Annotated in this window: 23 protein-coding genes and 1 tRNA gene; 12 read left to right on the plus strand and 12 right to left on the minus strand. The window is 71.8% G+C overall.

Annotated features, from left to right (window positions below):
- Nucleotides 1–16 precede the first annotated feature (16 nt).
- Together ACIQAC_RS08920 and ACIQAC_RS08925 are read right to left on the minus strand one after the other, a co-directional pair.
- The gene (locus tag ACIQAC_RS08920; protein WP_402188440.1) at nucleotides 17–1024 is read right to left on the minus strand and encodes a bifunctional MaoC family dehydratase N-terminal/OB-fold nucleic acid binding domain-containing protein; all 1008 of its coding nucleotides are present in this window, start codon (nucleotides 1022–1024) and stop codon (nucleotides 17–19) included.
- Between the two features lie 344 nt (nucleotides 1025–1368).
- Nucleotides 1369–1695: a hypothetical protein gene (locus tag ACIQAC_RS08925; RefSeq protein WP_402188442.1), complete on the minus strand. Its 327-nt coding sequence runs from the start codon at nucleotides 1693–1695 to the stop codon at nucleotides 1369–1371.
- Nucleotides 1696–2047: 352 nt separating this feature from the next.
- Here ACIQAC_RS08925 and ACIQAC_RS08930 point away from each other — a divergent pair, with 352 nt between their 5' ends.
- Together ACIQAC_RS08930 and ACIQAC_RS08935 are read left to right on the plus strand one after the other, a co-directional pair.
- A complete protein-coding gene (locus tag ACIQAC_RS08930; RefSeq protein WP_402188444.1) occupies nucleotides 2048–3028 on the plus strand; it encodes a bifunctional DNA primase/polymerase in 981 nt (326 codons plus the stop codon).
- Nucleotides 3025–3480: a hypothetical protein gene (locus tag ACIQAC_RS08935; protein WP_402188446.1), complete on the plus strand. Its 456-nt coding sequence runs from the start codon at nucleotides 3025–3027 to the stop codon at nucleotides 3478–3480. The genes ACIQAC_RS08930 and ACIQAC_RS08935 overlap by 4 nt, the downstream gene beginning before the upstream one ends.
- Nucleotides 3481–3512: 32 nt before the next feature.
- On the opposite strand, the gene ACIQAC_RS08940 is transcribed toward ACIQAC_RS08935, so the two are convergent.
- The 6 genes from ACIQAC_RS08940 to ACIQAC_RS08965 all read right to left on the minus strand — a co-directional run bounded on the left by ACIQAC_RS08940 (nucleotide 3513) and on the right by ACIQAC_RS08965 (nucleotide 8593).
- Complete coding sequence (locus ACIQAC_RS08940) at nucleotides 3513–3971, minus strand: SRPBCC family protein (protein ID WP_402188448.1); 459 nt, start codon at nucleotides 3969–3971, stop codon at nucleotides 3513–3515.
- Between the two features lie 127 nt (nucleotides 3972–4098).
- Nucleotides 4099–4539: a VOC family protein gene (locus ACIQAC_RS08945; RefSeq protein WP_402188449.1), complete on the minus strand. Its 441-nt coding sequence runs from the start codon at nucleotides 4537–4539 to the stop codon at nucleotides 4099–4101.
- A 263-nt stretch (nucleotides 4540–4802) separates the two neighbouring features.
- A complete protein-coding gene (locus ACIQAC_RS08950; protein WP_402188451.1) occupies nucleotides 4803–5177 on the minus strand; it encodes a hypothetical protein in 375 nt (124 codons plus the stop codon).
- A gap of 265 nt (nucleotides 5178–5442) precedes the next feature.
- Nucleotides 5443–6027, minus strand: coding sequence for a dihydrofolate reductase family protein (locus tag ACIQAC_RS08955; RefSeq protein WP_402188453.1), 585 nt, complete (start codon nucleotides 6025–6027; stop codon nucleotides 5443–5445).
- Nucleotides 6028–6328: 301 nt separating this feature from the next.
- Nucleotides 6329–6415 (minus strand) — tRNA-Ser (locus ACIQAC_RS08960).
- Nucleotides 6416–6988: 573 nt separating this feature from the next.
- Entirely contained in the window at nucleotides 6989–8593 is a 1605-nt protein-coding gene (locus ACIQAC_RS08965; protein WP_402188455.1) for a S1C family serine protease, read from the minus strand.
- A gap of 261 nt (nucleotides 8594–8854) precedes the next feature.
- Between ACIQAC_RS08965 and ACIQAC_RS08970 the strand changes: the two genes are divergently transcribed.
- The 3 genes from ACIQAC_RS08970 (at nucleotide 8855) to ACIQAC_RS08980 (ending at nucleotide 11723) form a co-directional block, all read left to right on the plus strand.
- Nucleotides 8855–9682, plus strand: coding sequence for a glycerophosphodiester phosphodiesterase (locus tag ACIQAC_RS08970; protein ID WP_402188457.1), 828 nt, complete (start codon nucleotides 8855–8857; stop codon nucleotides 9680–9682).
- A gap of 146 nt (nucleotides 9683–9828) precedes the next feature.
- Nucleotides 9829–10467, plus strand: a complete 639-nt coding sequence (locus ACIQAC_RS08975; RefSeq protein WP_402188459.1) for an ATP-binding protein — start codon at nucleotides 9829–9831, stop codon at nucleotides 10465–10467.
- A gap of 290 nt (nucleotides 10468–10757) precedes the next feature.
- Nucleotides 10758–11723 carry a DUF5926 family protein gene (locus tag ACIQAC_RS08980; RefSeq protein ID WP_402188461.1) on the plus strand — a complete coding sequence of 322 codons (966 nt, stop codon included), beginning with the start codon at nucleotides 10758–10760 and terminating at the stop codon, nucleotides 11721–11723.
- Between the two features lie 277 nt (nucleotides 11724–12000).
- Here ACIQAC_RS08980 and ACIQAC_RS08985 read toward each other — a convergent pair whose 3' ends face one another.
- Nucleotides 12001–12576, minus strand: coding sequence for a hypothetical protein (locus ACIQAC_RS08985; protein ID WP_402188462.1), 576 nt, complete (start codon nucleotides 12574–12576; stop codon nucleotides 12001–12003).
- Between the two features lie 56 nt (nucleotides 12577–12632).
- The gene (locus ACIQAC_RS08990; protein ID WP_402188463.1) at nucleotides 12633–13292 is read right to left on the minus strand and encodes a bifunctional DNA primase/polymerase; all 660 of its coding nucleotides are present in this window, start codon (nucleotides 13290–13292) and stop codon (nucleotides 12633–12635) included.
- A gap of 504 nt (nucleotides 13293–13796) precedes the next feature.
- Between ACIQAC_RS08990 and ACIQAC_RS08995 the strand changes: the two genes are divergently transcribed.
- A complete protein-coding gene (locus ACIQAC_RS08995) occupies nucleotides 13797–15311 on the plus strand; it encodes a PP2C family protein-serine/threonine phosphatase (protein ID WP_402188465.1) in 1515 nt (504 codons plus the stop codon).
- Between the two features lie 159 nt (nucleotides 15312–15470).
- Nucleotides 15471–16940: an aminopeptidase P family protein gene (locus tag ACIQAC_RS09000; protein WP_402188467.1), complete on the plus strand. Its 1470-nt coding sequence runs from the start codon at nucleotides 15471–15473 to the stop codon at nucleotides 16938–16940.
- A 163-nt stretch (nucleotides 16941–17103) separates the two neighbouring features.
- Here the strand turns inward: ACIQAC_RS09000 and ACIQAC_RS09005 are convergent, their stop codons facing one another.
- Nucleotides 17104–17922 carry a triphosphoribosyl-dephospho-CoA synthase gene (locus tag ACIQAC_RS09005; RefSeq protein WP_402188469.1) on the minus strand — a complete coding sequence of 273 codons (819 nt, stop codon included), beginning with the start codon at nucleotides 17920–17922 and terminating at the stop codon, nucleotides 17104–17106.
- 23 nt (nucleotides 17923–17945) lie between these two features.
- Nucleotides 17946–18389, minus strand: coding sequence for an ATP-binding protein (locus tag ACIQAC_RS09010; protein ID WP_402188470.1), 444 nt, complete (start codon nucleotides 18387–18389; stop codon nucleotides 17946–17948).
- A gap of 244 nt (nucleotides 18390–18633) precedes the next feature.
- On the opposite strand from ACIQAC_RS09010, the gene ACIQAC_RS09015 reads away from it, so the two are divergent.
- The 5 genes from ACIQAC_RS09015 to ACIQAC_RS09035 all read left to right on the plus strand — a co-directional run bounded on the left by ACIQAC_RS09015 (nucleotide 18634) and on the right by ACIQAC_RS09035 (nucleotide 23690).
- The gene (locus ACIQAC_RS09015) at nucleotides 18634–19461 is read left to right on the plus strand and encodes a hypothetical protein (RefSeq protein WP_402188472.1); all 828 of its coding nucleotides are present in this window, start codon (nucleotides 18634–18636) and stop codon (nucleotides 19459–19461) included.
- A gap of 187 nt (nucleotides 19462–19648) precedes the next feature.
- On the plus strand, nucleotides 19649–20398 hold the full coding sequence (locus tag ACIQAC_RS09020) for a YcnI family protein (protein WP_402188474.1): 750 nt from the start codon (nucleotides 19649–19651) through the stop codon (nucleotides 20396–20398).
- A 130-nt stretch (nucleotides 20399–20528) separates the two neighbouring features.
- Complete coding sequence (locus ACIQAC_RS09025; RefSeq protein WP_402188475.1) at nucleotides 20529–21200, plus strand: SCO family protein; 672 nt, start codon at nucleotides 20529–20531, stop codon at nucleotides 21198–21200.
- Nucleotides 21201–21244: 44 nt separating this feature from the next.
- Entirely contained in the window at nucleotides 21245–21682 is a 438-nt protein-coding gene (locus tag ACIQAC_RS09030; RefSeq protein WP_402188477.1) for a copper chaperone PCu(A)C, read from the plus strand.
- A gap of 13 nt (nucleotides 21683–21695) precedes the next feature.
- Nucleotides 21696–23690 carry a copper resistance CopC/CopD family protein gene (locus ACIQAC_RS09035; protein ID WP_402188479.1) on the plus strand — a complete coding sequence of 665 codons (1995 nt, stop codon included), beginning with the start codon at nucleotides 21696–21698 and terminating at the stop codon, nucleotides 23688–23690.

The raw sequence follows: 23690 nt of genomic DNA on the forward strand, positions 1-23690 counted from the left end.
TCCGTGGCCCGTTCGCTCACGACGCCTCCTCCGCCCGGAACACCGGCAGCACCAACTCGTCGTCGTACGCCCGGAACTCGACCCGTACCGGCATCCCGATCCGCACCTTGTCGTACGGCACCCCGACCACGTTCCCCACCATCCGCACACCCTCGGCGAGTTCCACGAGGACGACGGCGTACGGCGGGTCGAAGGCGGGGAAGGGCGGGTGGTGCATCACGACGTACGAGTGGACCGTGCCGTCGCCGCGCGCGGGGAACGGATCCCAGTCGGGCGAACCGCAGTCGGGGCAGCCGGGGAGCCAGGGGAAGCGGGGGGTGCGGCAGGCGGCGCAGCGCTGGAGGAGGAGTTCGTGGCGGGCCACACCGTCCCAGAAGCCGGCGTTGTCGCGGTTCACGACGGGGCGGGGGCGGCGGGGCCGCGGGTCCTGACGGGTGCGCGCGGGTGCGTACTTGAGGATCCGGAAGCGGTGGGTGCCGGCGAGTCCTTCGGATACGCGGACGTCGGTGCGGGTGGTCACGAAGTACCCGGTGCCGAGCTTGGTGGTCTTGGGTCCCGTGACCGACTCGACGACCGTGTCGAAGGTGACCTCGTCGCCGGGGCGCAGCGGACGGACGTACTCCTGCTCGCAGTCGGTGGCGACGACGGAGGTGCAGCCGGCCTCGTCGAGGAGGGAGAGCAGGTCGTCGTAGGCCTGGGTGCGGCCGGGGGGGTGGGGGTGGCCGGCGGGATCGGGGTGGCCGGCGGGATCGGGGTGGCCGGCGGGCGACGTTCCGTCGGCAGGCTCGGCGTGGCCGCTCAGGCCGCCCATCGTCCACGCCTGGAGCATGGTGGGCGGGGCGACGGCGTCGGGGCCGGCGTAGGCGGGGTTGGTGTCGCCGAGGGCCTCGCACCAGTGCCGGATCATGGGCAGGTTGACGGGGTCCTTGCCCCGCACGGCGACGGCGGCGGGCAGACCCTCGTACGTTTTGAGCCGTACCGTCAGGTCGTCGGGCCGCACGGCCGGGTCGTCGTCGGTCGTCACGGACGTGCTCCTTCCGTGCGTGAGCCCGTCCGGGCGGCGTACGAAGGAATCTGACTGTCCGTCAGATATCTTCGCCTGTCAAGGTCGAAGGGGACGGCCCGCGCTCGCCCTGGCCGTGGACCTCGCCCTGGACCTGACCCTGACCCTGACCCTGGCCCTGGACCTGGCCCTGGACCCGACCCCGCCCCGGACCCGACCCCGGCCCGGCCCGGCCCCATCCCACTCCCCGGAAAACGCCTGCGCGGCGGTGCCGAAGCACCGCCGCGCTGACGCTGTTTTCCCCACAGAGCACATCCACACACCTCAGGTCGAGGGGCGGCCGGCCGCACCGGCCGCCCCCCGGCTCACCAGAAGAGGGGGGTGAAGCTGACCGCCACGTTCTCGTTGCCCTGGTTGATGGCCGTGAACGCGGAGCCGTCGACCTGCGCCGTGTTGCTCTGGTTCGACGCGCCGGAGCCGATCGCCTGCTGCTGGGTGGTGGACGAGTTGCCGTTGTTGTCGCCGCCGACACCGCTGCCGACGATGCCCTGGAAGGCGTTGGTGACGGCCGCGCTCGATCCGTCGTCCGCGATCGCACCGTTGTCGGCCGTCGCAACGCCGGTGAACAGAGCGGCAGCGAGCGGAAGGGCGGATACGGCGGCGATGACGCGGGCGGTACGGATGCTTGCCATGTGTATTTCCTCCAGAACAGGTCACCCCGGCCGTCCCGGGGTGCATGAAGTACGGCTTCCACCAAGGCAGTTGGCCCTCCGCCTCGGCGATGTTCACGACGTCGCGAGATCAGGATTGCCCACCGAATCCCCGGCGAACTACCCCGGAAGCCCTCATTCGCCCTGAAGCGTGAGGACAAGTCGATAAACCCCTTTCGCCACTCTTGCCTCGGAGGTGGCGCATTCCCACCGACTCATCTCAAGTGCCGCAACAGGGGAAGCGTTCCGGCACTTTTCCGGCCAACCTCCCGTCCCGGGCGCGCCGCACTCGACCCCTCTTCCTTTTCTCGAACATACGTACGAACATAGAGGCATGGCCACCACCGACCGGCAGGCCACGACGCTGGCCCTCGCACACGCCCTGTCCGCCGCCGAGCGCGGTCTGTCCGTCATCCCGCTGTCCCGGACGAAGCTGCCTGCCCTCCGTTCCCCCCACCGCGACCACCCCGAACCCGGCCCCTGTCACGGCGAGTGCGGCCGTCTCGGGCACGGCGTGTACGACGCCGCGACCGACCCCGTCCGTATCCGCGAGATGTTCGCCGCGGCGCCCTGGGCGACCGGCTACGGCATCGCGTGCGGACTGCCGCCGCACCATCTGATCGGCATCGACCTCGACACGAAGTCGGGCACCGACTCCACGGCCGCCCTGCGCGAACTGGCCCTGCGCCACCTGTTCACGATCCCGCCGACGGTCGTGGTGCTGACCCCGTCCGGCGGGCGCCACCTGTGGCTGCGCGGCCCGGCCGACGCCGTCGTCCCCAACTCCGCGGGACGGCTGGCGCCCGGTATCGACATCCGCGGCGCCGGCGGCTATCTGGTCGGCCCCGGCTCCCGTACGGAGTTCGGCGTCTACGCCACGGCCCCCGGCACGGCCCATCTGACCCCGGCGGCCTGCCCCCCGGCGCTGCTCCGGCTCCTCCTCCCCCCGCCCAAGCCCTCGCCCCGCCACGCGGCCCCCCAGCCGGCGGGCGGCCACGGCCAGGGGCTGCTCCAGTTCGTCGCCGCGGCCCACGCCGGGCAGCGCAACACCCGTCTGTTCTGGGCCGCCTGCCGCGCGTACGAGAACGGCATCGGACCCGATCTGACCCCGCCCCTGATCGCCGCCGCGATCTCCACGGGCCTGACCGAACGCGAGGCCCGCGCCACGATCGCCTCAGCCGCCCGGCTGACGGGCCACCGCCGCCGTATGCCCCCTGACAGCCCTCTCACGAACCCGGAGACTCCCCACATCGCCCCCGACCGCGACCCCGGCCGCCGCCCTCCCCGCATCAACCCCGACCAGCCCCGCCCATGAGCGCGACGACCATGTCACTCGCCCAGGTGGTGCTCTTCTCCGGCCGCACGATCGAACTCACCGAGCTGCGCCAGTCCTCAACGTACGGCGGCATGCCGGAGGGTTATCCGAGCTATCCGTGCCGCCCGGTCAACGGCCGGAGGATCAACACCCTGCTGTACAGCGCGGAACGCTGTTTCCCCGCCCACCCGGTCCATCTGGTCCCGCCGCCGCTCGAACACCCGGACGTGCCGGCGGGCCCCTTCGGCAGGGTCGAGGTCCTCCCGGCCGTCGCCTGCGTGGGCGTCTTCCACTCGACGCCGATCACCGCGACGCACGACCCGGTACTGCACCGCTCGGCCCTGACGATCGTCTGGTTCCAGGCCACCGCCCGCATCCCGACGGGCCGGGAGGCCGACGGGGGCCTGCTGGGGGTGGCGTGGGACCGCTTGGCGGCGGACTACGAACGCTGAGGGGGCCTGCGCCGGCGTGTGCCGGCCCGGTTTCAGCGAGGCGCGATGGCCGTCTCGGCCGCCCGCTTGATCCGCTCTCCGAACGCGGGGGCGTCCTTGCGGGCGGCGGCGAGTCCAAGACCCACGAGGAGCTTGCCGATGCCGTGCCCCTCAAGGACGTTGTGGATCCGCACGCGGGTCCTGCCGTCGGGGAGGGCGGTCAGGTCGTAGCCGCCTTCCAGCACGGCCACGCTGTTCTTCGACACCTCGGTCCAGCGGATCCGCACCGGCGCCTCGAGCTCGGTGATGCGGAACTCCCGGGAGGTCTTCATGCCGGCGTCCTTGACCGTGCTCCGGAAGACGGTGCCCACCGTGGTCGGCGCGTCGGGGACCCGCTCGATCTTGAGGACCCGGGGGCTGAACTGGGGATCGTTCCGTCCGTCCGCGAGGTAGGCGAAGACCTCTTCGACGGGCCGATCGACCTCGACGATCGCTTCGAACTGTCCTGCCATCACCACTCCCGATCGGGCTGGCCGCACGGACCACGCCGTCTGCCTCAGCGGTACCGACATCGTGAATCTACGGGAGTACGGCGCATCCCGCGAGACGAACGGGGCGGGGCGGGCCGCGCGCTCGCGCTCAGCCCAGCTGCTGGGCCAGACCGACGATGACACCCTCCGGACCCCGGAGATAGCAGAGCAGATAGCTCTCCTCGAACTGAGCGATCTCACCGACGATCTCGGCGCCGTGCGGCCGCAGCCGGGCAACGGTGTCTTCAAGATCGTCGACGGCGAACATCACGCGGTGCGTGCCCAGGATGTTGTGCGGCTTGTTGCGCGGCCCGTCGGTGATGGCCTCGGGGCTGAGGTACTTCGCCAGCTCCAGCCGGCTGTGCCCGTCGGGGGTCCGGACCATCGCGATGTCACACCGCACACCGTCGAGCCCGGTGCACTTGTCGGCGACGGGCCCCTCGACGGTCGCCCTGCCCTCCAGCTCCATACCGAGTTCCACGAAGAACGCGACGGCGGCGTCCAGGTCCTCGACGACGATGCCGACGTTGTCCATCCGCTGAATCGCCATGTGGCTTCTCCTTCTTGTACGACTTCCTCGTGCGCCGGATGGCGCCCACTGACACCCCTGGGACGGAGCGGCCCTCAGGTTCTCGACATCCCCGGACCACAGAACTCGAAGAAGTTCCCTTCCTCTTGGCGAACGGCCCCCGACCGCCGTCCGCCGTCCGCCGTCCGCCGTCCGCCGTCCGCCGTCCGCCGTCCGCCGTCCGCCGTCCGCCGTCCGCCGTCCGCCGGGCAACGCCGCGCCCGGCGTCGCCGGCCTCAGCGTGATCAGAGTCGGCCGTTGCCGCTGACGGCCTTGTGCGTCCGGACCAGGAGCAGCGCGCCTCCGGTCGCCAGCCCCAGCGCCCCCGCGGCCAGGAAGCCACGGGAGGAACGCCAGGACAGCACCGACCACCGCGACTGCGCGGAGAGCACGGAACCCGTGCTCAGCCACGACCCGGCCGAGATCAGCGACAGGGACGACCCGATCGAGCCGACCGACAGGGCACTGCCGATGGAACCCACCGACAAGGCAGAACCCACGGACCCCACGGACAGCACCGACCCCACCGACCCGATCGACAACACGGAGTCCTGCGACCACAACGACAACAACGAACCGGACGAGGCACCCCGACCCGACCGCGCAGACAGTTTTGTCATAGACCCATCCTGCCCACAGACCACTCGTTCTTGGGGGGCATGCGGCTCGCCACGTCGCCATCATCGTGACGCCCGCGTTCGAGTGGCCGGAACTGCACTCAGCTCGGCCGGCGCGCACCTGGAGTTGGCCGACGCGTTGAGGTCGCTTCACCACCTCGGTGTCTCTGGAAGGCTCACCGCTGTCGACCAGTACGGCGACACCGTGACGAACGAGTGGGAGGCCGCTCCGTGTCACCCAGCCGGTCGGCGGGTGAGGTCTGGAGCCTCAGCGTCGCACGCGGTATCGCAGGTGCGTCGCACCCTTGCCCTGGATCACGACCGGGTCGTCGAGGCGGTGCGGTGCGCCGGTCAGGTTGGCGAAGTAGGGGATCCCCTTGCCGAGCAGCACCGGTACGAGACTGACGTAGACCTCATCCACCAGCCCCAGGTCAAGCGCCTGCCGTGCGATGTCGGCGCTGGCGATGCCGACGTGTTTGTCACCGGCGACCTCCCTGGCACGCGCGATACCTCCGGCGACGTCGCCGACAAAGGTCGTACGCGGCCACTTCGCGGCGTCTGTGGGCGCGTTGTGGGTCACGACGACGACTGGCGCGCCGATCGGGTGGCTGTCATTCCAGCCGTTGGTCAAGTCGAACAGCCGACGGCCGCAGACGAGCGCACCGGCCCCGGCGAGAACCTCGCGCAACATCTCCGCGCTGTTCTCGTCGACCTGGAACGACCAGTGCTCGTCGGCACTCGGCACGGTGACATCACCGGCGTCGTACCAACCGAACAGCTCACCGGTTCCGTCCTTGGGGTCGGCGATGTAGCCGTCCAGCGACATCGTCATGTGTGTATAGACCTTGGCCATGCGGACCTCCTGTGGACTCTCCTCCTGCATGGACCTCCCAGGAGCATCGAATTCATCGGCCAGCCAGTAATCATGAAGCCGCAGTTCTGCGCCCTGCCGCGACACCCAGGCCACGGCCTACCAGCCGGAGTAGCCGACAGATCGCGATCTCGACCGTGGCCCACCCATGGCCCACGCGCGCCCCTTCCGTGCCCGATCGAGCGGGAAATCGCGGGGACCGGCGGGCGCGGGCGGGTAGCGGATACGACAACGGCCCCTGACCAAGTTCCCTGGTCAGGGGCCGTTCTCGGTGCTCATCACGCGGTGGGTGTGGGATTTGAACCCACGGTGACATCGCTGCCACGACGGTTTTCAAGACCGTTCCCTTAGGCCGCTCGGGCAACCCACCCCGCTGCCGTCCACCTGGGGCGGAGCGGGTACAGACTACCCGGCCGTCAGCGGTGCGCGGGGCCCTTGGCCGCCCGAGGGCGGCGGCTCCGGTCTGTCCGGTGCCGCCTCTCGGATCAAGCCCCGGTGACCGCCGCCGGCTCAGCGTGTGGGCAGGTACGCGTGCTCGATCGTCTGGTGCTGGGTATTGCCCTGTCGGTCGGTGAGGGTGACGGTCGTCAAGGCGCCCGCCGTGCGCGTGGGTCGGTCCTGCGCGGCGAAGACGCCCTCGGTGCGGGTGGGTCGGTCCTGTCCGGCGGTGGCGTCTCACGGTTCCCCCTCGTGTCGGCGTCTGCCCCTGCTCTCGGGTGTCCTGGGAGGTGGACGGGGTTCCCGGCGACCCGAGTTGCGTTCGCCGCCGATCCGAACGCGCGGACCGACGGGTTCACGCCATGGGTGCGGATGCCCCGGGTTGGTCGCTGCCGGGGTCCGGAGAGCGCCGCTGACCTGTGCGTACGCCGGCCCGTGGGCACGCACGCGGAAGGGGTGCCCCTCGGTGAGGGGCACCCCTGTCAGAACCGGGTCCTGCGGTCGGTCAGCTGTCGCCCTCGCGGGACTCCAGGGTGACGTCGACCGTGTGGGTCTTGTTGTCCCGCTCGTAGGTCAGGGTGACCTTGTCGCCGGGCTTGTGCGTCCAGATCTCGCCGATCAGGGTCGGGCCGCTGTCGATCACCCGGTCGTCGAGCTTGGTGATCACGTCGCCCGGCTTGAGGCCGGCCTTGGCGGCGGGACCGTCCGCCTCCACCGCCTCGGAGCCGCCCGCGCCCGTGTCGGTGATCTTCGCGCCGTTGGTGCCCTCCTCCAGGGAGACCGAGGCGCCGATCTTCGCGTACACCGGCTTGCCGGTCTTGATCAGCTGCTGGGCCACGTACTTGGCCTGGTTGATCGGGATGGCGAAGCCGAGGCCGATCGAGCCGGACTGGCCGGTGCCGCCCAGGCCGTTGCTGGAGGACTGGATCGCGGAGTTGATGCCGATCACATTGCCCTTGGCGTCCAGCAGCGGGCCGCCGGAGTTGCCCGGGTTGATCGAGGCGTCGGTCTGGAGCGCGCTCATGTACGAGGCGTTGGTGCCGGTGCCGTCGCTGGACGCGACCGGGCGGTTCTTGGCGCTGATGATGCCGGTGGTCACGGTGTTGGAGAGGCCGAAGGGGGCGCCGATCGCGATCGTGGAGTCGCCGACGGCCACCTTGTCGGAGTCGCCCAGCGTGAGCGGCTTGAGGTCCGACGGGGCGTTCTTGAGCTTGATGACGGCGACGTCGTAGCCCTGCGCGTTGCCGACGACCTGGGCGTCGTACTTCTTGCCGCTCGGGAAGGTCACGCTGAGCGTGCCCCCGTCGACGGCGTCGGCCACCACGTGGTTGTTGGTGATGATGTGGCCCTCGGTGTCGAACACGAAGCCCGTGCCCGTGCCGCCCTCGCCGCTGCTGGACTCGGCCTCGATGGTGACCGTGCTGGGCAGCGCGGTGGCCGCGACACCCGCGACGGTGCCGGGGTCGCGCTTGAAGTCACCGCCGTTGTCCGAGGCGGAGACCGTGGTGGAGCTCGAGTCGTCGTCGTTCTTCGCCAGCGTGTACCCGAGGCCGCCGCCGAGGCCGCCCGCGACCAGCGCGGCGATCAGCACCCCGGCGAGCAGTCCGCCGCGCCCGCGGCCCGACTTCGGCGCGGGCTGCTGCGGCGCGGCACCCCAGGGGGCGCCCGGGTCGCCGCCGGAGCCGCCGCCGTAGCCCGGGGCGGGCGGCGCCGGGGGCGGCCAGCTCGCGTCGGGGGCGGAGGTGCCGGTACCCACCGGGTGCGCGTGCGTGCCGTCACCGGGGACGGAGGCGTGCGCGGTCTGTCCGTACGCCGGGTCCTGGCCGTACGCGCCGCCCTGGCCGTATGCCGCGTCCTGGCCGTACGCCGGCTCCTGCGCGGCCGGCCGCGGGTACTGGCCGGGCTGTTCGGGGGCGGCGGGGGTGGCGGGGGTGGGGGCAGGGGCCGGGGCGTCGTGCGGCACCGGCGGAAGCGGGGTCGTGGGCGGTCCGCCCTGCGGGGCGGGGGCCTGAGGCGCGGGGGTCTGCGGGGAGGCAGCGGGAGTGTCCACCGGCACGGGGGGCGCGGACGGGGCCGGTGGTACCGCAGTGCCCTCGTTCTCGGTGCTCACAGCTGTTCTCCTCGATCCACTGCTGGTGTTGTCGGTCGCACTCGGCCGGGCTCGTCAGTCCTGCCGACGGCCCGGCGCGCTGCGACTCTGCTTCTGCTTTTGTATGCCATCAGCTTTTCCCACAGGCTGTCAGAGCACCATAAGCGGTTCCTGTGCGTCCGCGACCATGCTCCATATGCGGCCTTTTGGGCTCACCGGATGCATCCGGAGGGAGCACAACCGGGTGTCACGGGTACCCCCGGGCGATGACACCATGACGCGGTGACCCACGCACGACAGCACGGCATTCAGGTCGTCGCCCACCGCGGAGCCTCCGAGGACGCCCCGGAACACACGCTGGCCGCCTACAAGAAGGCGATCGAGGACGGCGCGGACGCCCTCGAATGCGATGTACGCCTTACCGCGGACGGCCATCTCGTCTGTGTGCACGACCGCCGCGTCAACCGTACGTCCAACGGCCGCGGCGCCGTCTCGGCGCTGGAGCTGGCGGAACTGGCCGCCCTCGACTTCGGCTCCTGGAAGAAGGGCGAGGCCTACCGCAACCGCGACGAGGAGCCGGACTGGGAGCACCGTCCCGAGGACCCGGCGGACACCTCCGTACTCACCCTGGAACGTCTCCTGGAGCTGGTCGCCGACGCCGGGCGGCGGGTGGAGCTGGCGATCGAGACCAAGCACCCGACACGCTGGGCCGGCCAGGTGGAGGAGCGGCTGCTGCACCTGCTGAAGCGCTTCGGCCTGGACGCCCCGGTCACCGCGGCCGAGTCGCCGGTACGGATCATGAGCTTCTCGGCGCGTTCGCTGCACCGCGTCCGGGCCGCCTCGCCGACACTGCCGACGGTCTGTCTGATGCAGTTCGCGTCACCGCGGCTGCGTGACGGACGGCTGCCCGCGGGTGTCCGGATCGCGGGCCCCTCGATCCGGATCGTGCGCAACCACCCGGCGTACGTCGAGCGCTTCCAGCGCGCCGGGCACCAGGTGCACGTGTGGACCGTGAACGAGCCCGAGGACGTCGATCTCTGCGTCGACCTGGGCATTGACGCCATCATCACCAACCGCCCGGCCGCGGTGCTGCGCCGGCTGGGTCGCTGAGAGATAACGACCGGGCGGGATCCCTTGACCCGACGGGTCCTGTGGACCATTCTCCGAGCGGCCACACCGTCGAAATCCAGCCACATTTCGACGACCTCGTCACCGGGTGTGCACCGGCGCGTTCGGTACGTGTTCGACCGAGGTGAGTGCGTCACCGGACCTGGATTGGCCGGTTTCCGGTACAGGCCGATGGGGCATCCACACGGTGGCGTGGGGCGAAGGAGGTCTCGGGGGTGGCGTTGGTGGTGGCACAGGAGGTGCCCACGTCGTCGAGCATGGCCGTACCCCATGGCCCTGCGGGCGTGGGGAAGGCAAGACACCGGATGCGCGCTCAACTGCGTACGGGCGGTGTGGCGGAATCGGTCATCGACGACGCCGTACTGATCCTGTCCGAACTGCTGAGCAACGCGTGCAAGCACGGCCGGCCACTGGGCGACGCCCTGGCCGGGGACGGCGACGTCCGGGCCGCATGGCGCGTCGACGCGCGCGGCCGGCTGGTCGTGGAGGTCACGGACGGCGGTGGGCCCACCCGCCCGGCACCGTCCACCCCGTCGGTCACCGCCCACGGCGGCCGCGGGCTGAACATCATCACCGCGCTGGCCGACGACTGGGGTGTCCGGGACGACACCCGGGGCGAGGTCACCGTGTGGGTCGTTGTGCACGACGACGTTCATGATCCGAATTCCGGCCACCGCCGCGACGACTTCGCTACGCGCGTCGCCGCCCCGTCGGTGTCCACGATGCCGGGCCTGGACTTCGCGGAAGCGTTCGACGACCGGGACTGAGCGGGATCGGTACGGTGCCGTCGCGTCGCCGGTACGGTCGTCGGGCCGACGCCCTTACCCGCACGCGCGCGGCACCCGTTACCCGCACGCGTGCGGCACCCGTACCCGCACGCACGCGGCACCCGTGTCCCGCACGGGAAAACCGCACCGGGCGGCACCGCGCGGGGCCGCCCGCGTCCCGGCGACGGTTGTCCACACCCCGGCCCCCGTCCACAGCGGCCCATGGGCCGGCGCCGTAGCGACTAGGCTCCCGCCCGTACGAGACGAGCCGTAACCGGGAGACACCCACCATGGCCAAGAAGCGACCCCAGACGAAGGCCGCGCGCCCGCAGCTCACGGACGGAGAGGTCCCGGTCGTAGGTGCCCGTGAACCCTGCCCGTGCAACAGCGGCCGCCGGTACAAGGCCTGTCACGGCCGGGCCGCCGCGCACGCCGCGACCGAGCTGGTGCACCGCCCCTTCGAGGGCCTGTCCGGCGAGTGCGACTGGGTGGCGCTGCGCGAGCTCGTGCCGGCCGCGACCGTCGAGCTCACCCTCAAGGACGGGCTGCCGGACGACGTGCCGTCCGTGACGCTCGCCACCGTGCTGCCGATGGCGTGGCCCGCGCTGCGCCGCGACGACGGCTCGGTGCTGATCGGCCTTCAGAACGACACGGCGTCCGGCGACATCAGCCGCGACCTCGCCGACACCCTCCAGCGCGCGCTGACCGCGAAGCCGGGCACGCCGGTCCAGGGCCGCCGCGCCCCGGCCGACGGTCCGCGGCTCCAGGATCTGCTCGATCCCGAAGGCACGTTCGCGCCAGAAGTGCACAGCGGCTTCGAGTTCTGGGTTCCGGACCCGGAGAACGCCACTCCGGACGTGACCGCGTCCCTGGAGCGGGCCAACGCCGCCGCCATCCCGACCGTGAAGCTCACGGGTGTGGACTCGGCGTACTGGTGCGAGACCCCGGACAAGAACCACCTGCGCTGGGTCATGCCGCACGCGGAGGAGAAGCTTCTGGACGCGCTCGCGCGGCTGCACGCGGCGGGCCGTTCGAGCCTCGGCGAGGGCACCCGTCTGGTGGGTTCGTTCCGCGCCCACGGCCTGACCGTGCCGGTCTGGGACCTGCCGAGCGCGATCGGCGCGGAGGACGTCGAGAAGCCGGCCGCCGAGTTCGCCGAGCGGCTCGCCGCCGCGCTGGCGGTCGACGCGCCGCTCACCGCGGAGGAGCGCCGGGCGCGCGGCGGGCTGACGAACCGACAGGTCACGCTGAACTGACGGACGGTCGGGGGATCGCGGACGGCTGACCGACCGGTCAGCCGTGCCGCGCCGGTCCCGACCACCGCCGACCGCCCTCAACCGCGGATCAACTGCGGATCAACTGCGGTTGTCCGCAAGCCAGTCGGTGTCCGAATAGCCGAGCAAAACCTGAGATCGAATTTGCTAACCGCCGATCTCTTGTTACCGTTCCCATAGCCCGGTTGCTGGTGCATCCCCCGTCGCCAGCAACCGGGTCTTCTCTTGCGCGCCGTCCGGCACCGGCCGCCGCCCCGGGTCAACTCCCCGTGGATGTCGGCGAGTTGCTGCCGGAGCGCAGCAGCAGCCGCCCCTGACCTGCGGCGTCGGCGAACTCCGCGACCGCCGAGTAGTGCTCCAGCTCCCCGCGGGTGCGCTCGCGGGGTGTGTCGCAGTCGGCCGGCTCGTCGCCCGCGTCCACCGCGCAGTGCATCGTCACGGTCCGGCCGCCGGGCCCCATCAGACTCAGTACGGCGTCCAGGTCCTCGCCCGTCGCGTTGCGGTAGTACGTGCGCGCCCAGGTGTCCTCGCCCTGCGTCAGCACACAGGTCTGTGCCTCGATGCCGTCGGGCGAGGTGAGTTCGGGGCCGCAGCGGGCGGCGGTGGCCAGGCCGACGCCGAGCCGCAGCGGGGAGCCCGTCGGGGAGGCGACCGGATCCGCCGGGTCCTGTTGGTGCGGCCGGGGGTCGTCGCGCGGGCCGGCGGAAGGGGTGGATACCGGCCGACCCGCACGGGTGCGCGCCTCGTCGCCCGCGGGCCCCGCGGAAGCCACCGCGAGGGGCAGCACAACGGCACACACCGCAAGGCCCGCGAGGGCGAGAAGACGGGGGTTCATAAAAGGGACGATAACGAGCGGGGACGGGCGCCCGGTTCCGCCGGCGCCCGACACCCCTACAACTCGGGCGCGCTCACACCCGTACGAGTGAGGGCCTCGACGACCGCGTCCACCACGGCCTCGACATCGGGCACCCACGGGGAGGCCGAGCCGGGCAGCGGCGCGCGCTCCCAGGTGATGTCGCCCTGCCCGGTGGCCGACGGCGGCAACGCGATGTAGCCGCCCTCACCGTGGAAGCGGAGCGAGCCGGGGACGAAGTCCTTCGCGTACAGCAGCTCGCCCAGCTGCTCCATCGAGTACGGCCGCACCAGCAGCGCCCAGCGGGTGCGGGAGGCGACGACCGGACCGAGGCGCATGCCGTTGCGGTCCAGCGCGTCGAGGGCGCGCGCCGCGGCCGGCACGGGCAGGCTCACCGCGCAGGGCGCGGTGCCGCCGGTGGCGAGGACGATCGGGGCCGTGGGCCGGTTGGCCCACCACCAGCGCACCATGCGCTCGTCGGTGGTGGCGGCGAGCAGTCCCGGGTCGAAGGGGTGCGCGCCTGGCACCGTGCACTCGGGGTCGGGGCAGCCGCAGCGCCCCTGCGGGTCGGCCGTCACTCCCGGGAGTACGGGCCACTGCCATTCCGATGCGAAGGTCAGGGCCGCGCTGATCAACTCACGCCTCCCGTCGTTCCGCCTGGACAGGAGCCTGCGTCGCTTTCCGAGGATCTCGCGCATGAGCGCTCGTTCCTTTCCGTTGCACCGCTGGCAACACCGTGGGGGCACATCACACCATGTGTCGATCACTTCACTGTGCGTACCTGTTGGCGCATCACACCCCTGCTGGAAGCACGGGGAACCCCTATGGGCCGAGCGTTGGCTGTGTCCGCTGCCGTTCCGTCCATACTGCGTGCATCAAAAGCATGGGCGTGGCGCGGGGTGGCGAAGTCTGGCGTTTTCGCGTCGCACGTATTTCTCTTCGCCTCCACCACGGGAGGATGGGTCTCGGTCGTCGGTGGCTAAGACGCCCGGGTCCGTCGCCAGGTTCCGGGTGGCCCCCAACCACCCCTGGCCTTCTCCGAGTACGTACCCATCACGACCGCTGTGACGCTCCGTCGAGCAAGGCCAGTCGACCCCAATAACCCGTTACCTGAGGCAGTTTTAAGCCAACTTTGCTTTTCCGCAAGGGGAACGACGGAAGATCCCGCCGACCCCATGGACACCAGGAATCCCAGCAGGACAATGCTGGACATCCCCTCACGAGTGCGTGTACATGTGGAGACACTGCTAGCGGCGCAGAATGACATGGGGGTTTGCGATGCTTTTGAGCAGTACGCACCGGTCGGAAAGCCGGACACCATGACCGCCCCGCACCCTTCGAAAGTGGCCGGAATCGATTCCGCGGTTCCCTCGCCCGCACAGACTGTCGCGCCCGCGTGCGCGACCACCGGCACCGCGGCCCTCACCACCGGCCCCGGCGCCCTCCTCCAGGACCGGCTCGCCGGCTGGGTCTCCGACCTCACCACGCTGCACGAACTCACCGAACGCCTGGTCCGCACCGACAACCTCCCCGACGCCCTCCAGGAGCTGCTGCGCGCCGGTGCGGCCCTGGTCGGCGCCCGCCGCGGCCTCGTCGTCCTCGAACCCGCCGACGGTCTCGGGCCCCGCCGCACCGTCGGCCTCGGCCTCGCCCAGGCCGACCTCGGCCACCTGGAGACCGTCCCGCGCGGCTCCCTGCCGTACGGCGAACTCCTCGACACCCCGGCCGGGCTGCCCGGCGGCGTCGCCGAGATCGTGCGCGCCGACCTGCTCGCCGAGGACGGCCTCGACCCGCGCCACCGCGAGGTCGCCGCCCGCCTCGGCTACGCCGCCAGTTACACGCTGCCACTGTCGTCGAAGGCCGCCGGCCGCCTCGGTGCCGCCATGTGGCTGTACGACGAGCCCGCCGAACCGGTGGAACGCATGCGCCATCTCGTCGGCCTCTACGCCCGCTACGCCACCGAGCACCTCGCGCGCCTCCTGGAGGTCGAGCGCACGCGCGCGTGCCTGCGGACCATGTCCGAGGAGCTGCTGCCGTCCCGGCTCCCGCGCGTGTCCGGCGTCCAGCTGACCGCCCGGCACCGCACGGGACCGCGCGGCGGCGGCGACTGGTACGACGCGCTGCCGCTGCCGGACGCGGCGCTCGGCCTCGCCGTGGGCTCCGTGACGGGCTCGGGGCCGAGCGCCGTCGCCGCGATGGGCCGGCTGCGGGCCTCCCTGCGCGCGTACGCCGTGATGGAGGGCGAGGACCCGGTCGCTGTGCTCTCCGACCTCGAACTGCTGCTGCGGCTCACCGAACCCGCCCGCTGCGCCACCGCCCTGTTCGCCTACTGCGAGCCCGCGCTGCGCAAGATCACCCTCGCCGGTGCCGGGCACTGTCCGCCGCTGCTGATCGGCGAGCGGCGCACCGAGTTCGTCGAGACGTCCGTCTCCGCGCCGCTCGGCATGCTCGCCTGCTGGGAGGCGCCGAGCGTGGAGGTGCAGGCCGAGGAGGGAGAGACGGTTCTGCTGTACACCGACGGGCTGTTGCAGCGCACCGGCGAGCCCGTCGACCGGGCGTTCGCCCGGCTGCACGCCGCGGCCGTCGCCGTCCCCAAGGCGGTCCGCCGCGACCCCGAGGCCCTCATTGACCATGTGCTGCGCGCGGTCCTGCCCGACGGGCTGGACACCGCGGACAGCGACGAGGACGTGGTGCTGATGGCGGCGCTCTTCGAGTAGCCCGCCCGGCGCGGATTCCGAGCGGTCCGCTCCCCTCTATACGGGTTCTGTACAAGTAGCCGTTCCGTCGCTGCCCGTGACGGGTCTTCCGGGCCCTGGGCCTCCTGCCGTACGACCGTACGATGGAGGCGGTCCAGTGCCGTATCGAGGAGGATGACCGTGGCGGACGAGCTCACACCGGCGACCCCGGAGGACTCGGAAACCGAGTCGGAAAAGCCGATCAAGCAGCGCAAGAACGGTCTGTATCCGGGCGTGTCCGACGAGCTCGCGGAGAACATGCAGTCCGGTTGGGCCGACACGGAGCTGCACGATCTGCGGCCCCTCGCGCAGGCCGCCGAGACCGCCGCCCGCCGTGCCGCGCTCTCCGCCCGCTTCCCGGGCGAGCGTCTGGTGATCCCCGCGGGGAACCTCAGGACGCGGTCGAACGACACCGACTACCCGTTCCGGGCCTCGGTGGAGTACGCGTACCTCACCGGCAACCAGACCGAGGACGGGGTGCTCGTCCTGGAGCCGCGCGCCGAGGGGCACGCGGCGACGATCTACCTCCTGCCGCGCTCCGACCGCGAGAACGGCGAGTTCTGGCTCTCCGGCCAGGGCGAGCTGTGGGTCGGCCGCCGGCACTCGCTCGCCGAGGCCGAGCAGCTGCACGGCATCCCCGCGTCCGACGTGCGTGAACTGGCCGCGGCGCTCACCGAGTCCACCGGTCCGGTCCGGGTCGTACGGGGGTACGACGCCGGTGTCGAGGCCGCCCTGACCGACAAGGTCACCGCCGAGCGCGACGCCGAGCTGCGGGTCTTCCTCTCCGAGATGCGGCTCGTCAAGGACGAGTTCGAGATCGGCGAGCTCCAGAAGGCGGTCGACTCGACCGTGCGCGGTTTCGAGGACGTCGTACGGGTGCTCGACAAGGCGGAGGCCACGTCCGAGCGGTACATCGAGGGCACGTTCTTCCTCCGCGCGCGCGTCGAGGGCAACGACGTCGGATACGGCTCCATCTGCGCGGCCGGGCCGCACGCCTGCACGCTGCACTGGGTGCGCAACGACGGGCCCGTCCGGTCCGGCGACCTGCTCCTGCTGGACGCGGGCGTCGAGACGCACACGTACTACACCGCGGACGTCACGCGGACGCTGCCGGTCGACGGCCGCTTCAGCGACATCCAGCGGAAGATCTACGACGCGGTGTACGACGCCCAGGAGGCCGGGATCGCGGCGGTGAAGCCGGGTGCGAAGTACCGGGACTTCCACGATGCCGCCCAGCGGGTGCTCGCCGAGCGGCTGGTGGAGTGGGGGCTGGTCGAGGGGCCCGTCGAGCGGGTGCTGGAGCTGGGGCTCCAGCGGCGGTGGACGCTGCACGGGACCGGGCACATGCTCGGCATGGACGTCCACGACTGTGCCGCCGCGCGTACGGAGACGTATGTGGAGGGGGTGCTGGAGCCGGGGATGTGCCTCACCGTGGAGCCGGGACTGTACTTCCAGGCCGACGATCTGACGGTTCCCGAGGAGTACCGGGGGATCGGGGTGCGGATCGAGGACGACATCCTGGTGACGGGGTCGGGGAACCGGAACCTCAGCGCGGCGCTGCCTCGGGAGTCTTCGGAGGTCGAGTCCTGGATGGCATCCCTCCGGGGGTGACGCGCGGGCCCTGAAAGCCTCCCGGCTGAGCCGCGGGCAATCGTGCCGCCCTGCGGCACGGGTGGGCGCGGCGGCACCCCGTCGGCGCCGGGCTGCGCGAACGCCCCGCGGGGCCACCCACACCCGCGGTTGGACGTTGCGCAGGCCCGCGCAACGTCCCGGCTCACGCGGCCCGCGTCACCGTGTCCAGGAAGAGGGCGCCCGCCAGCAGCCCCGCGCTGCCTCTTGGGCTCCAACCCCGGGACAGGAGTTCGGCGTCGAAGAGGGTGAGGGCCTCCCCGCCCTCCTCGGACGCCGTCCCCCCGGCGTCCAGAATCCCCCGCGCAGCCCCCTGCACCCGCCGCAACCCGTGCGGCCCGGCGACATGCAGCAGCTCCGTGTCGGGAAGAGACGCCATCACGGTGAGGAGGGCGTCCAGCCGGGCCCGCGACTCGCGCACCCCCGCGTCCCGCGCCGCGTCCAACGCCACAACGGCCTTACGGACGTGCGGAAAACCCGCCCGCGCCTCCCCACGCGCCCCCGCCGCCCCGTACGTCGCCGACACCGTGGACCCCCGGGACGGCCGCGGCGGAGCGGCACGGTCGGAGTGGGCGACGATCCGCCTGGCCGTCAGGGCGACGTCCTCCGCCGACCCGCCCGGCACCAGCGCGGCACCCGCGACGAGCAGCCCCAGGGTCCACAGGGCACCCCGGTGTCCACCACCCGCGCGCTCCACACAGTGCTCGGTGGAGCGCCCGATCGCGCCCAGCTCGGCGCGGAGTTCCGCCGTCGGCTCCCCGGCCCGGCGCGCGGCCGCCGCCATCGCGGTGAGACCGGGCGCGAGGGCCTTCGCCGTCCACCGCAGGGCACGGTGGTCCCGGCGGCCCGCGCCGGCCCCGAGATCGCGGGGGTCGGGCAGCCCGGGCTTCGGAGCGAGCGCCAGCTGTCCGGTGAGCGCGGTCACGGCGGCAGCCGCCAGCGCCTCGTCCTCGGGGCTCTTCATCGCCGTAACGTAACGAACGGCGGCTACACCGCGATCAGCGGTGCGTCCTTTCTCCATTTCAGGATCTTGTCGAAGCTCACCACCGCGCCACCCCGGCCGGGCTTGTTGCCGATTTGGACGTGGTCGGCGAGTTCACGGATGAGATACAGGCCCCGTCCGCCCTCGGCCTCGTCGTGGCCCAGGCGGACGGACCGGTCGGCGGTGAAGCCCGGACCGGAGTCGGCGACTTCGATACGGCACTTCTCGCCGTCCAGATAGGCCGTGACGCGATACGCCCCCGAGAAGCCGGGTGCCATGCCCCCGCCGTGTTCGACGGCGTTCGCGCAGGCTTCGCTCAGCGCCACGGAGAGGTCGTACGAGACGTCGGGGTCGACGCCCGCGGTCTCCATGGTGCCGAGCAGCAGGCGCCGCGCGAGCGGAACGCTCGCAGCTTCACGCCGCAGATGGAGTGACCACCAGATGCTCATGCTCCAGCCTCCTGGCCGCGGCTCGACATACCGTTACGTATTGCCGCGCAAGTCCCTGTGCAATCTCGGTTCCGAGGTGATAACGCCCATACGGCGGATGCAATCAAGGTGGCATTCGGTGTATGTGGGGCCTGAGGTGCACGAGTCGGGCCGGTTCGGCGCAGACGACGACCTTCCGGTTCACGGAGAATCTTGTGGACCTGCCGTATGGGGCGGGTAAGGCCAGTGCGATGATGAGCCCGCCATGTCTGCCCCCCACCCGCCCCGGGCGCGCTCCGGAGGAGATCTCCGGATACTGCGGGCCGCGGTGTTCGCCGCGGTCTGTGTTGTGCTGTCCGCGGCCGGGCACGCGCTCGCGTCCTGCGCGGCGGTGCCGCTGTGGGCGCTGGGTGCCGGGTTCGCCGGAGTGCTCGCGGTCGCCGCGCCGCTCGCCGGCCGGGAGCGGTCACTGGCCGGGATCGTCACCCTGCTCGCGGCCGGACAGGCCGTACTGCACACGCTGTTCGGCCTGGGCCAGCACGGCATGGCGGCCACCACCACCGGCACCGCCGCGGCCTCCGCCACGTCGGCCGACGCCTCGCTCGTGGAGCGGGCCGCGCGGCTGGTGTGCGGCAGCGCCGCCGCGACACTCAGTCCGGCCGAGGCGCACCGGATCCTGACCGACGCCCGGCTCGCGCCGGACGGTATGACGGCCGCCGGGCACCATCCGGCGGACGCGATGTCCGCCACCGCCGGTTCCTCGGCCGCGCTGCTGCCCTCCCTGCCGATGCTGCTCGGCCATGTCCTCGCGGCGCTCGCCGCGGGCTGGCTGCTGCGCCGCGGCGACCTGGCGCTGCTCCGGCTCGTGGAACTGTCGGCGCACGGAGTCGCCGAGGGGGCGTCCGTACGATCGCTGCGCGCCGCCCTCGCTCTGGTGCGCGCCCTGCGTGCCGGGCTTCCGGGAGCGCCGCGGGCCGGTTCGTGCGCCGTGCGCGCCGACCGCTGTACGCCCCCCGAGCCCCGTAGCACCGCGCTGAGGCACTCGGTGATCCGGCGCGGCCCGCCGCCCGCCGTGTTCGACCTCGCCGCCTGACGCGACGCGACCGCCACCTCGTACGAATCCTTCGGGAGGTTGCCGCCGTCGCGCGGCACGCGCGTGTGCCCGGTTGTCCCGGACGTCCCTCGAAGGGCACCTCCACGCGCGCGTACCCCTCTTCCTCACCAACGGATTCCCAACGGATTCCCAGCGGATTCCCACCCGAAGTGGAGTGCTCCCCACCATGAAGGCTTCCCGTATCGCCGCCGTCGGTGCCGTCGCCGCGACGGCCGTCGTCGTCCTCTCCTCCCCCGCGTTCGCGCATGTCACCGTGCAGCCGGAGGGCGCGGCCGCCAAGGGCGGCTACGCGGTCGTCGACTTCCGGGTCCCCAACGAGCGCGACGACGCCTCGACCACCAAGCTGGAGGTCAGCTTCCCGACCGAGCACCCGCTGGCCTCGGTGCGGCCCGAGCCGGTGCCGGGCTGGAAGATCGACGTGACCACGGACAAGCTGGACAAGCCGATCGACTCGCACGGGACGCAGATCACCGAGGCGGTCTCCAAGGTCACCTGGACCGCCGACGGCAAGGGCATCGAGCCGGGCTTCTTCCAGAAGTTCCCGGTCTCCGTGGGCGCGCTGCCCGACGACGCCGACGAAATGGTCTTCAAGGCGATCCAGACGTACTCCAACAAGGACGTCGTGCGCTGGATCGAGGTCCCCGAGGACGGCCAGGAGGAGCCCGAGAACCCGGCGCCGGTGCTCGCCCTGAGCGCGGCCACCGAGGACCACCACGCCTCCTCCGGCTCCGAGTCGAGCGAGGAGCCCTCGGACGACGCGAGCGCGGCGGCCGCCAACACCTCCGCCTCCTCCGAGGAGTCCGGCGACTCGTCCGACACCACGGCCCGGGTCCTCGGCATCGTCGGCATCGTCATCGGCGCGGCGGGTGTGGCGTACGGCGTGCTGGCCGGCCGTCGGCGCGGCACCGCGGCCTGACGTCTCCGTCACGTCTCCGTCCGCGGTGAGTACCGGGGCCGTGCGGCCCGCCTCCTCGGCGGTTCGCGGGACTTCGCGCCGTACGGCCCCGGCTCTCGCTCCAGAACTTCACATCTAGGACATTCTCCACATGCACAGCGTGCGTAAGAACAAGAAGAAGACCCTCGCGGCGGCCGCCCTGCTCGCCGCCGCCACCTTCACCCTCTCCGCCTGCGGCAGCGGCGACGACTCCGCCTCGCCCGTCTCCGTGGTCTCCGAGGAGCCCGGCTCGGACAAGGCCGCCACCGTGCTCGACAAGCCGTTCGAGAAGCCGGACCTGGTGCTGACCGACACCTACGGCAAGTCGTACGACCTCCGCAAGGAGACCGCGGGCCGGCCGACGCTGATCTACTTCGGCTACACCAACTGCCCCGACATCTGCCCGCTGACCATGAACAACATCGCGGTCGCCAAGAAGCAGCTGCCGCAGGCCGAACAGGACAAGCTGCGCGTGGTGTTCGTGACCACCGACCCCGAGCGCGACACCGCGTCCGCGCTCGGCAAGTGGCTCAAGGGCATCGACACCCAGGTCGTCGGGCTGACCGGCGACTTCGCCACCATCCAGGCGGGCGCCCGCACCCTGGGCATCTCCATCGAACCGCCGACCAAGGACAAGGACGGCAAGGTCGTCTCCACCCACGGCACCCAGGTCGTCGCGTTCTCCCCGAAGACCGACGGCGGTTACGTGCTCTACGGCGAGGACGCCACCGTCGACGACTACACCAAGGACCTGCCCAAGCTGATCAAGGGGCAGAACCCGTGAGGCGTTCCGTCAGGCGTCCTGCACGGCGTCCTGCAAGGCGTCCCGTGACGGCCGCCGCGCTGCTGGCCGGCGCGCTGGTCCTGGCCGGCTGCGGCTCCGACGATCCGCAGGGCGCCGAACTGTCCGTCAGCTCCGCCTACATGCCGCAGCCCGTCTCCGACACCATGGCCGCCGGCTTCCTCACCATCGCCAACAACGGCGGCGAGCAGGCCCGGCTGACCTCCGTCACCAGCGACATCGGCGAGGTCACCGTGCACGAGACGGAGGGCAACGCGATGCGCGAGGTCGACTCCCTCGCCGTCCCGGCGCACGGGAAGCTGGAGTTGAGCAGCGGCGGCAACCATCTGATGTTCGAAAAACTGAAGCGCAAGCCCAAGGAGGGCGAGAAGGTCACCCTTGAGCTGCACTTCACCGGCCTCTCGCCGGTCGACGTCGAGATCCCGGTCAAGTCGGCCACGTACAACCCCGACTCCGGGAACTGAGGGAGGGACCACCTTGACGCAGTCCATCGCCCCCCGTCTGCGGACCCTGGTGCTGCTGCTGGTGGCCGTCGCCGGCGCGCTGCTCACGAGCGCCGGACCGGCCTCCGCGCATGCCGCGCTCACCGGCAGCGACCCCCAGCAGGGGGCGGTGGTCGAGAAGGCGCCGACCCAGGTCTCGCTCACCTTCTCCGAGCCCGTCTCCATCTCCGACGCCGGTCTGCGGGTGCTCGACCCCAAGGGCGAGCGCGCCGACAGCGGCGCCGCGACCAACATCAGCGGCACCACGTACGCCGTGCCCCTGCACTCGGGCCTGCCCGACGGCACGTACACGGTGACCTACCAGGTCGTCTCCGCCGACAGCCATCCCGTCTCCGGCGCCTACACCTTCTCCATCGGCGCGCCCTCCGCGACCTCGGTGTCCGCCGAGGCGCAGAACGCGGGCGGCGGGGTCGTCGGCGCGCTGTACGGGTTCGGGCGCTATGCGTCGTACGCCGGTTTCATTCTGCTGGCCGGTGGCGCCGCGTTCGTCCTGGCCTGCTGGCAGCACGGGTCCGGTGTGCGGGCCCTCCAGCGCCTTGTGGTCTCCGGATGGGTCGCGCTGACCGCGGCGACGCTCTGGCTGCTGCTGCTGCGCGGCGCGTACACGACCTCCGGGAAGCTCGGCGACATCTTCGACCTCGACCTGCTCGGCGACGTGCTCCAGACCAAGACGGGCGCCGCGCTGGTCTCCCGGCTGCTGCTGCTCGCCGCGGGCGCGCTGTTCATCGCCGTGCTCTTCGGGGCGTACGACAAGCGCGAGGACGACGAGAAGCGGGATCTGACCTTCGGGCTCTCCGTCGGCGGGTTCGTGGTCGCCGCCGGGCTCGCGGCGAGCTGGGCGATGGCCGAGCACGCCTCGACCGGACTTCAGCCCGGGATCGCGATGCCGGTAGACATCCTCCATCTGCTCGCCGTCGCCGGCTGGCTGGGCGGACTGTGCGCCCTGCTCGTCGCGCTGTACTGGGCGCCCGCCGAGACGCCGCTGGACGCGGACGCCGTGGGCCGGTTCTCCCGGGTGGCGTTCGGCAGTGTGGTCACCCTCGTCGCGACCGGCATCTACCAGTCCTGGCGCCAGCTCGGCTCCTGGGGCGCGTTCACCGACACCCGCTACGGGCAGCTGCTGCTGGTCAAGCTCGGCCTGGTGGTCGTGCTGGTCGGCATCGCCTGGATGTCCCGCCGCTGGACGGCCCGGCTCGCCGAGTCGGCGGTCGCCGTCGGCAGCGGCAAGCGCGAGAAGGTCGGCGCACGCGCCGGCTCCCCGGCCGGCGGCAGGTCCGGGAAGAGCGGTGGCGGTACGGCGGAGAAGGGCCGCGGTTCCGGGAAGGACCGGACGTCGGAGAAGGGCGAGAAGGCCGAGAAGGGCGCCGGGTCCGGCAAGGGCGCCGACTCCAAGCGGGCCGCCCAGCTCGCCCGGCAGCGGGCCGCCACCGAGACGGCGAAGCGCAGACAGCTGCGGAACGCGGACCCCAACCGGTTCGGGCTGCGCCGCTCGGTGTTCGCCGAGACCACCGTCGCCGTGGTGCTGCTCGCCGTGACCACCATGCTGACGTCGACCGAGCCGGGGCGCACCGAGGAGGACGCCAAGGCCGCGACCTCGGCCGCCGCCGACGCGTCCGGTCCGGCGACCGGCGCGGTGACGCTGGACATGACCTTCGACACCGGCGGCGAGGACGGCAAGGGCGTCGTACGGCTCGACATCGATCCCGCGCGGGTCGGCGGCAACGAGCTGCACGTGTATGCCGAGCGGCCCAACGGGCGCGCGTTCGACGTCCCCGAGGTCAAGCTGGCCTTCACCCTGGAGTCCAAGGACATCGGGCCGCTGCCCGTCGTCCCGGACCACATCACCACCGGGCACTGGTCCGCGAGCGGAGTGCAGATCCCCATGGCGGGCGAGTGGAAGATCGCCGTGACCGTGCGGACCTCCGACATCGACCAGGTGACCGTCTCCAAGAACGCGCAGATCGGCTGA

The organism is Streptomyces sp. NPDC088387, from assembly GCF_044753385.1.
GTDB lineage: Bacteria > Actinomycetota > Actinomycetes > Streptomycetales > Streptomycetaceae > Streptomyces.

What these genes read in the sequence shown, in the direction of transcription:
- ACIQAC_RS08925 (WP_402188442.1), bottom strand. Translation starts at nt 1,695, where the DNA reads ATGGCAAGCATCCGTACCGCCCGCGTCATCGCCGCCGTATCCGCCCTT.
- ACIQAC_RS08930 (WP_402188444.1), top strand. Translation starts at nt 2,048, where the DNA reads ATGGCCACCACCGACCGGCAGGCCACGACGCTGGCCCTCGCACACGCC.
- ACIQAC_RS08935 (WP_402188446.1), top strand. Translation starts at nt 3,025, where the DNA reads ATGAGCGCGACGACCATGTCACTCGCCCAGGTGGTGCTCTTCTCCGGC.
- ACIQAC_RS08940 (WP_402188448.1), bottom strand. Translation starts at nt 3,971, where the DNA reads ATGGCAGGACAGTTCGAAGCGATCGTCGAGGTCGATCGGCCCGTCGAA.
- ACIQAC_RS08945 (WP_402188449.1), bottom strand. Translation starts at nt 4,539, where the DNA reads ATGGCGATTCAGCGGATGGACAACGTCGGCATCGTCGTCGAGGACCTG.
- ACIQAC_RS08950 (WP_402188451.1), bottom strand. Translation starts at nt 5,177, where the DNA reads ATGACAAAACTGTCTGCGCGGTCGGGTCGGGGTGCCTCGTCCGGTTCG.
- ACIQAC_RS08955 (WP_402188453.1), bottom strand. Translation starts at nt 6,027, where the DNA reads ATGGCCAAGGTCTATACACACATGACGATGTCGCTGGACGGCTACATC.
- ACIQAC_RS08980 (WP_402188461.1), top strand. Translation starts at nt 10,758, where the DNA reads ATGGCCAAGAAGCGACCCCAGACGAAGGCCGCGCGCCCGCAGCTCACG.
- ACIQAC_RS08985 (WP_402188462.1), bottom strand. Translation starts at nt 12,576, where the DNA reads ATGAACCCCCGTCTTCTCGCCCTCGCGGGCCTTGCGGTGTGTGCCGTT.
- ACIQAC_RS08990 (WP_402188463.1), bottom strand. Translation starts at nt 13,292, where the DNA reads ATGCGCGAGATCCTCGGAAAGCGACGCAGGCTCCTGTCCAGGCGGAAC.
- ACIQAC_RS08995 (WP_402188465.1), top strand. Translation starts at nt 13,797, where the DNA reads ATGCTGGACATCCCCTCACGAGTGCGTGTACATGTGGAGACACTGCTA.
- ACIQAC_RS09005 (WP_402188469.1), bottom strand. Translation starts at nt 17,922, where the DNA reads ATGAAGAGCCCCGAGGACGAGGCGCTGGCGGCTGCCGCCGTGACCGCG.
- ACIQAC_RS09010 (WP_402188470.1), bottom strand. Translation starts at nt 18,389, where the DNA reads ATGAGCATCTGGTGGTCACTCCATCTGCGGCGTGAAGCTGCGAGCGTT.
- ACIQAC_RS09015 (WP_402188472.1), top strand. Translation starts at nt 18,634, where the DNA reads ATGTCTGCCCCCCACCCGCCCCGGGCGCGCTCCGGAGGAGATCTCCGG.
- ACIQAC_RS09020 (WP_402188474.1), top strand. Translation starts at nt 19,649, where the DNA reads ATGAAGGCTTCCCGTATCGCCGCCGTCGGTGCCGTCGCCGCGACGGCC.
- ACIQAC_RS09025 (WP_402188475.1), top strand. Translation starts at nt 20,529, where the DNA reads ATGCACAGCGTGCGTAAGAACAAGAAGAAGACCCTCGCGGCGGCCGCC.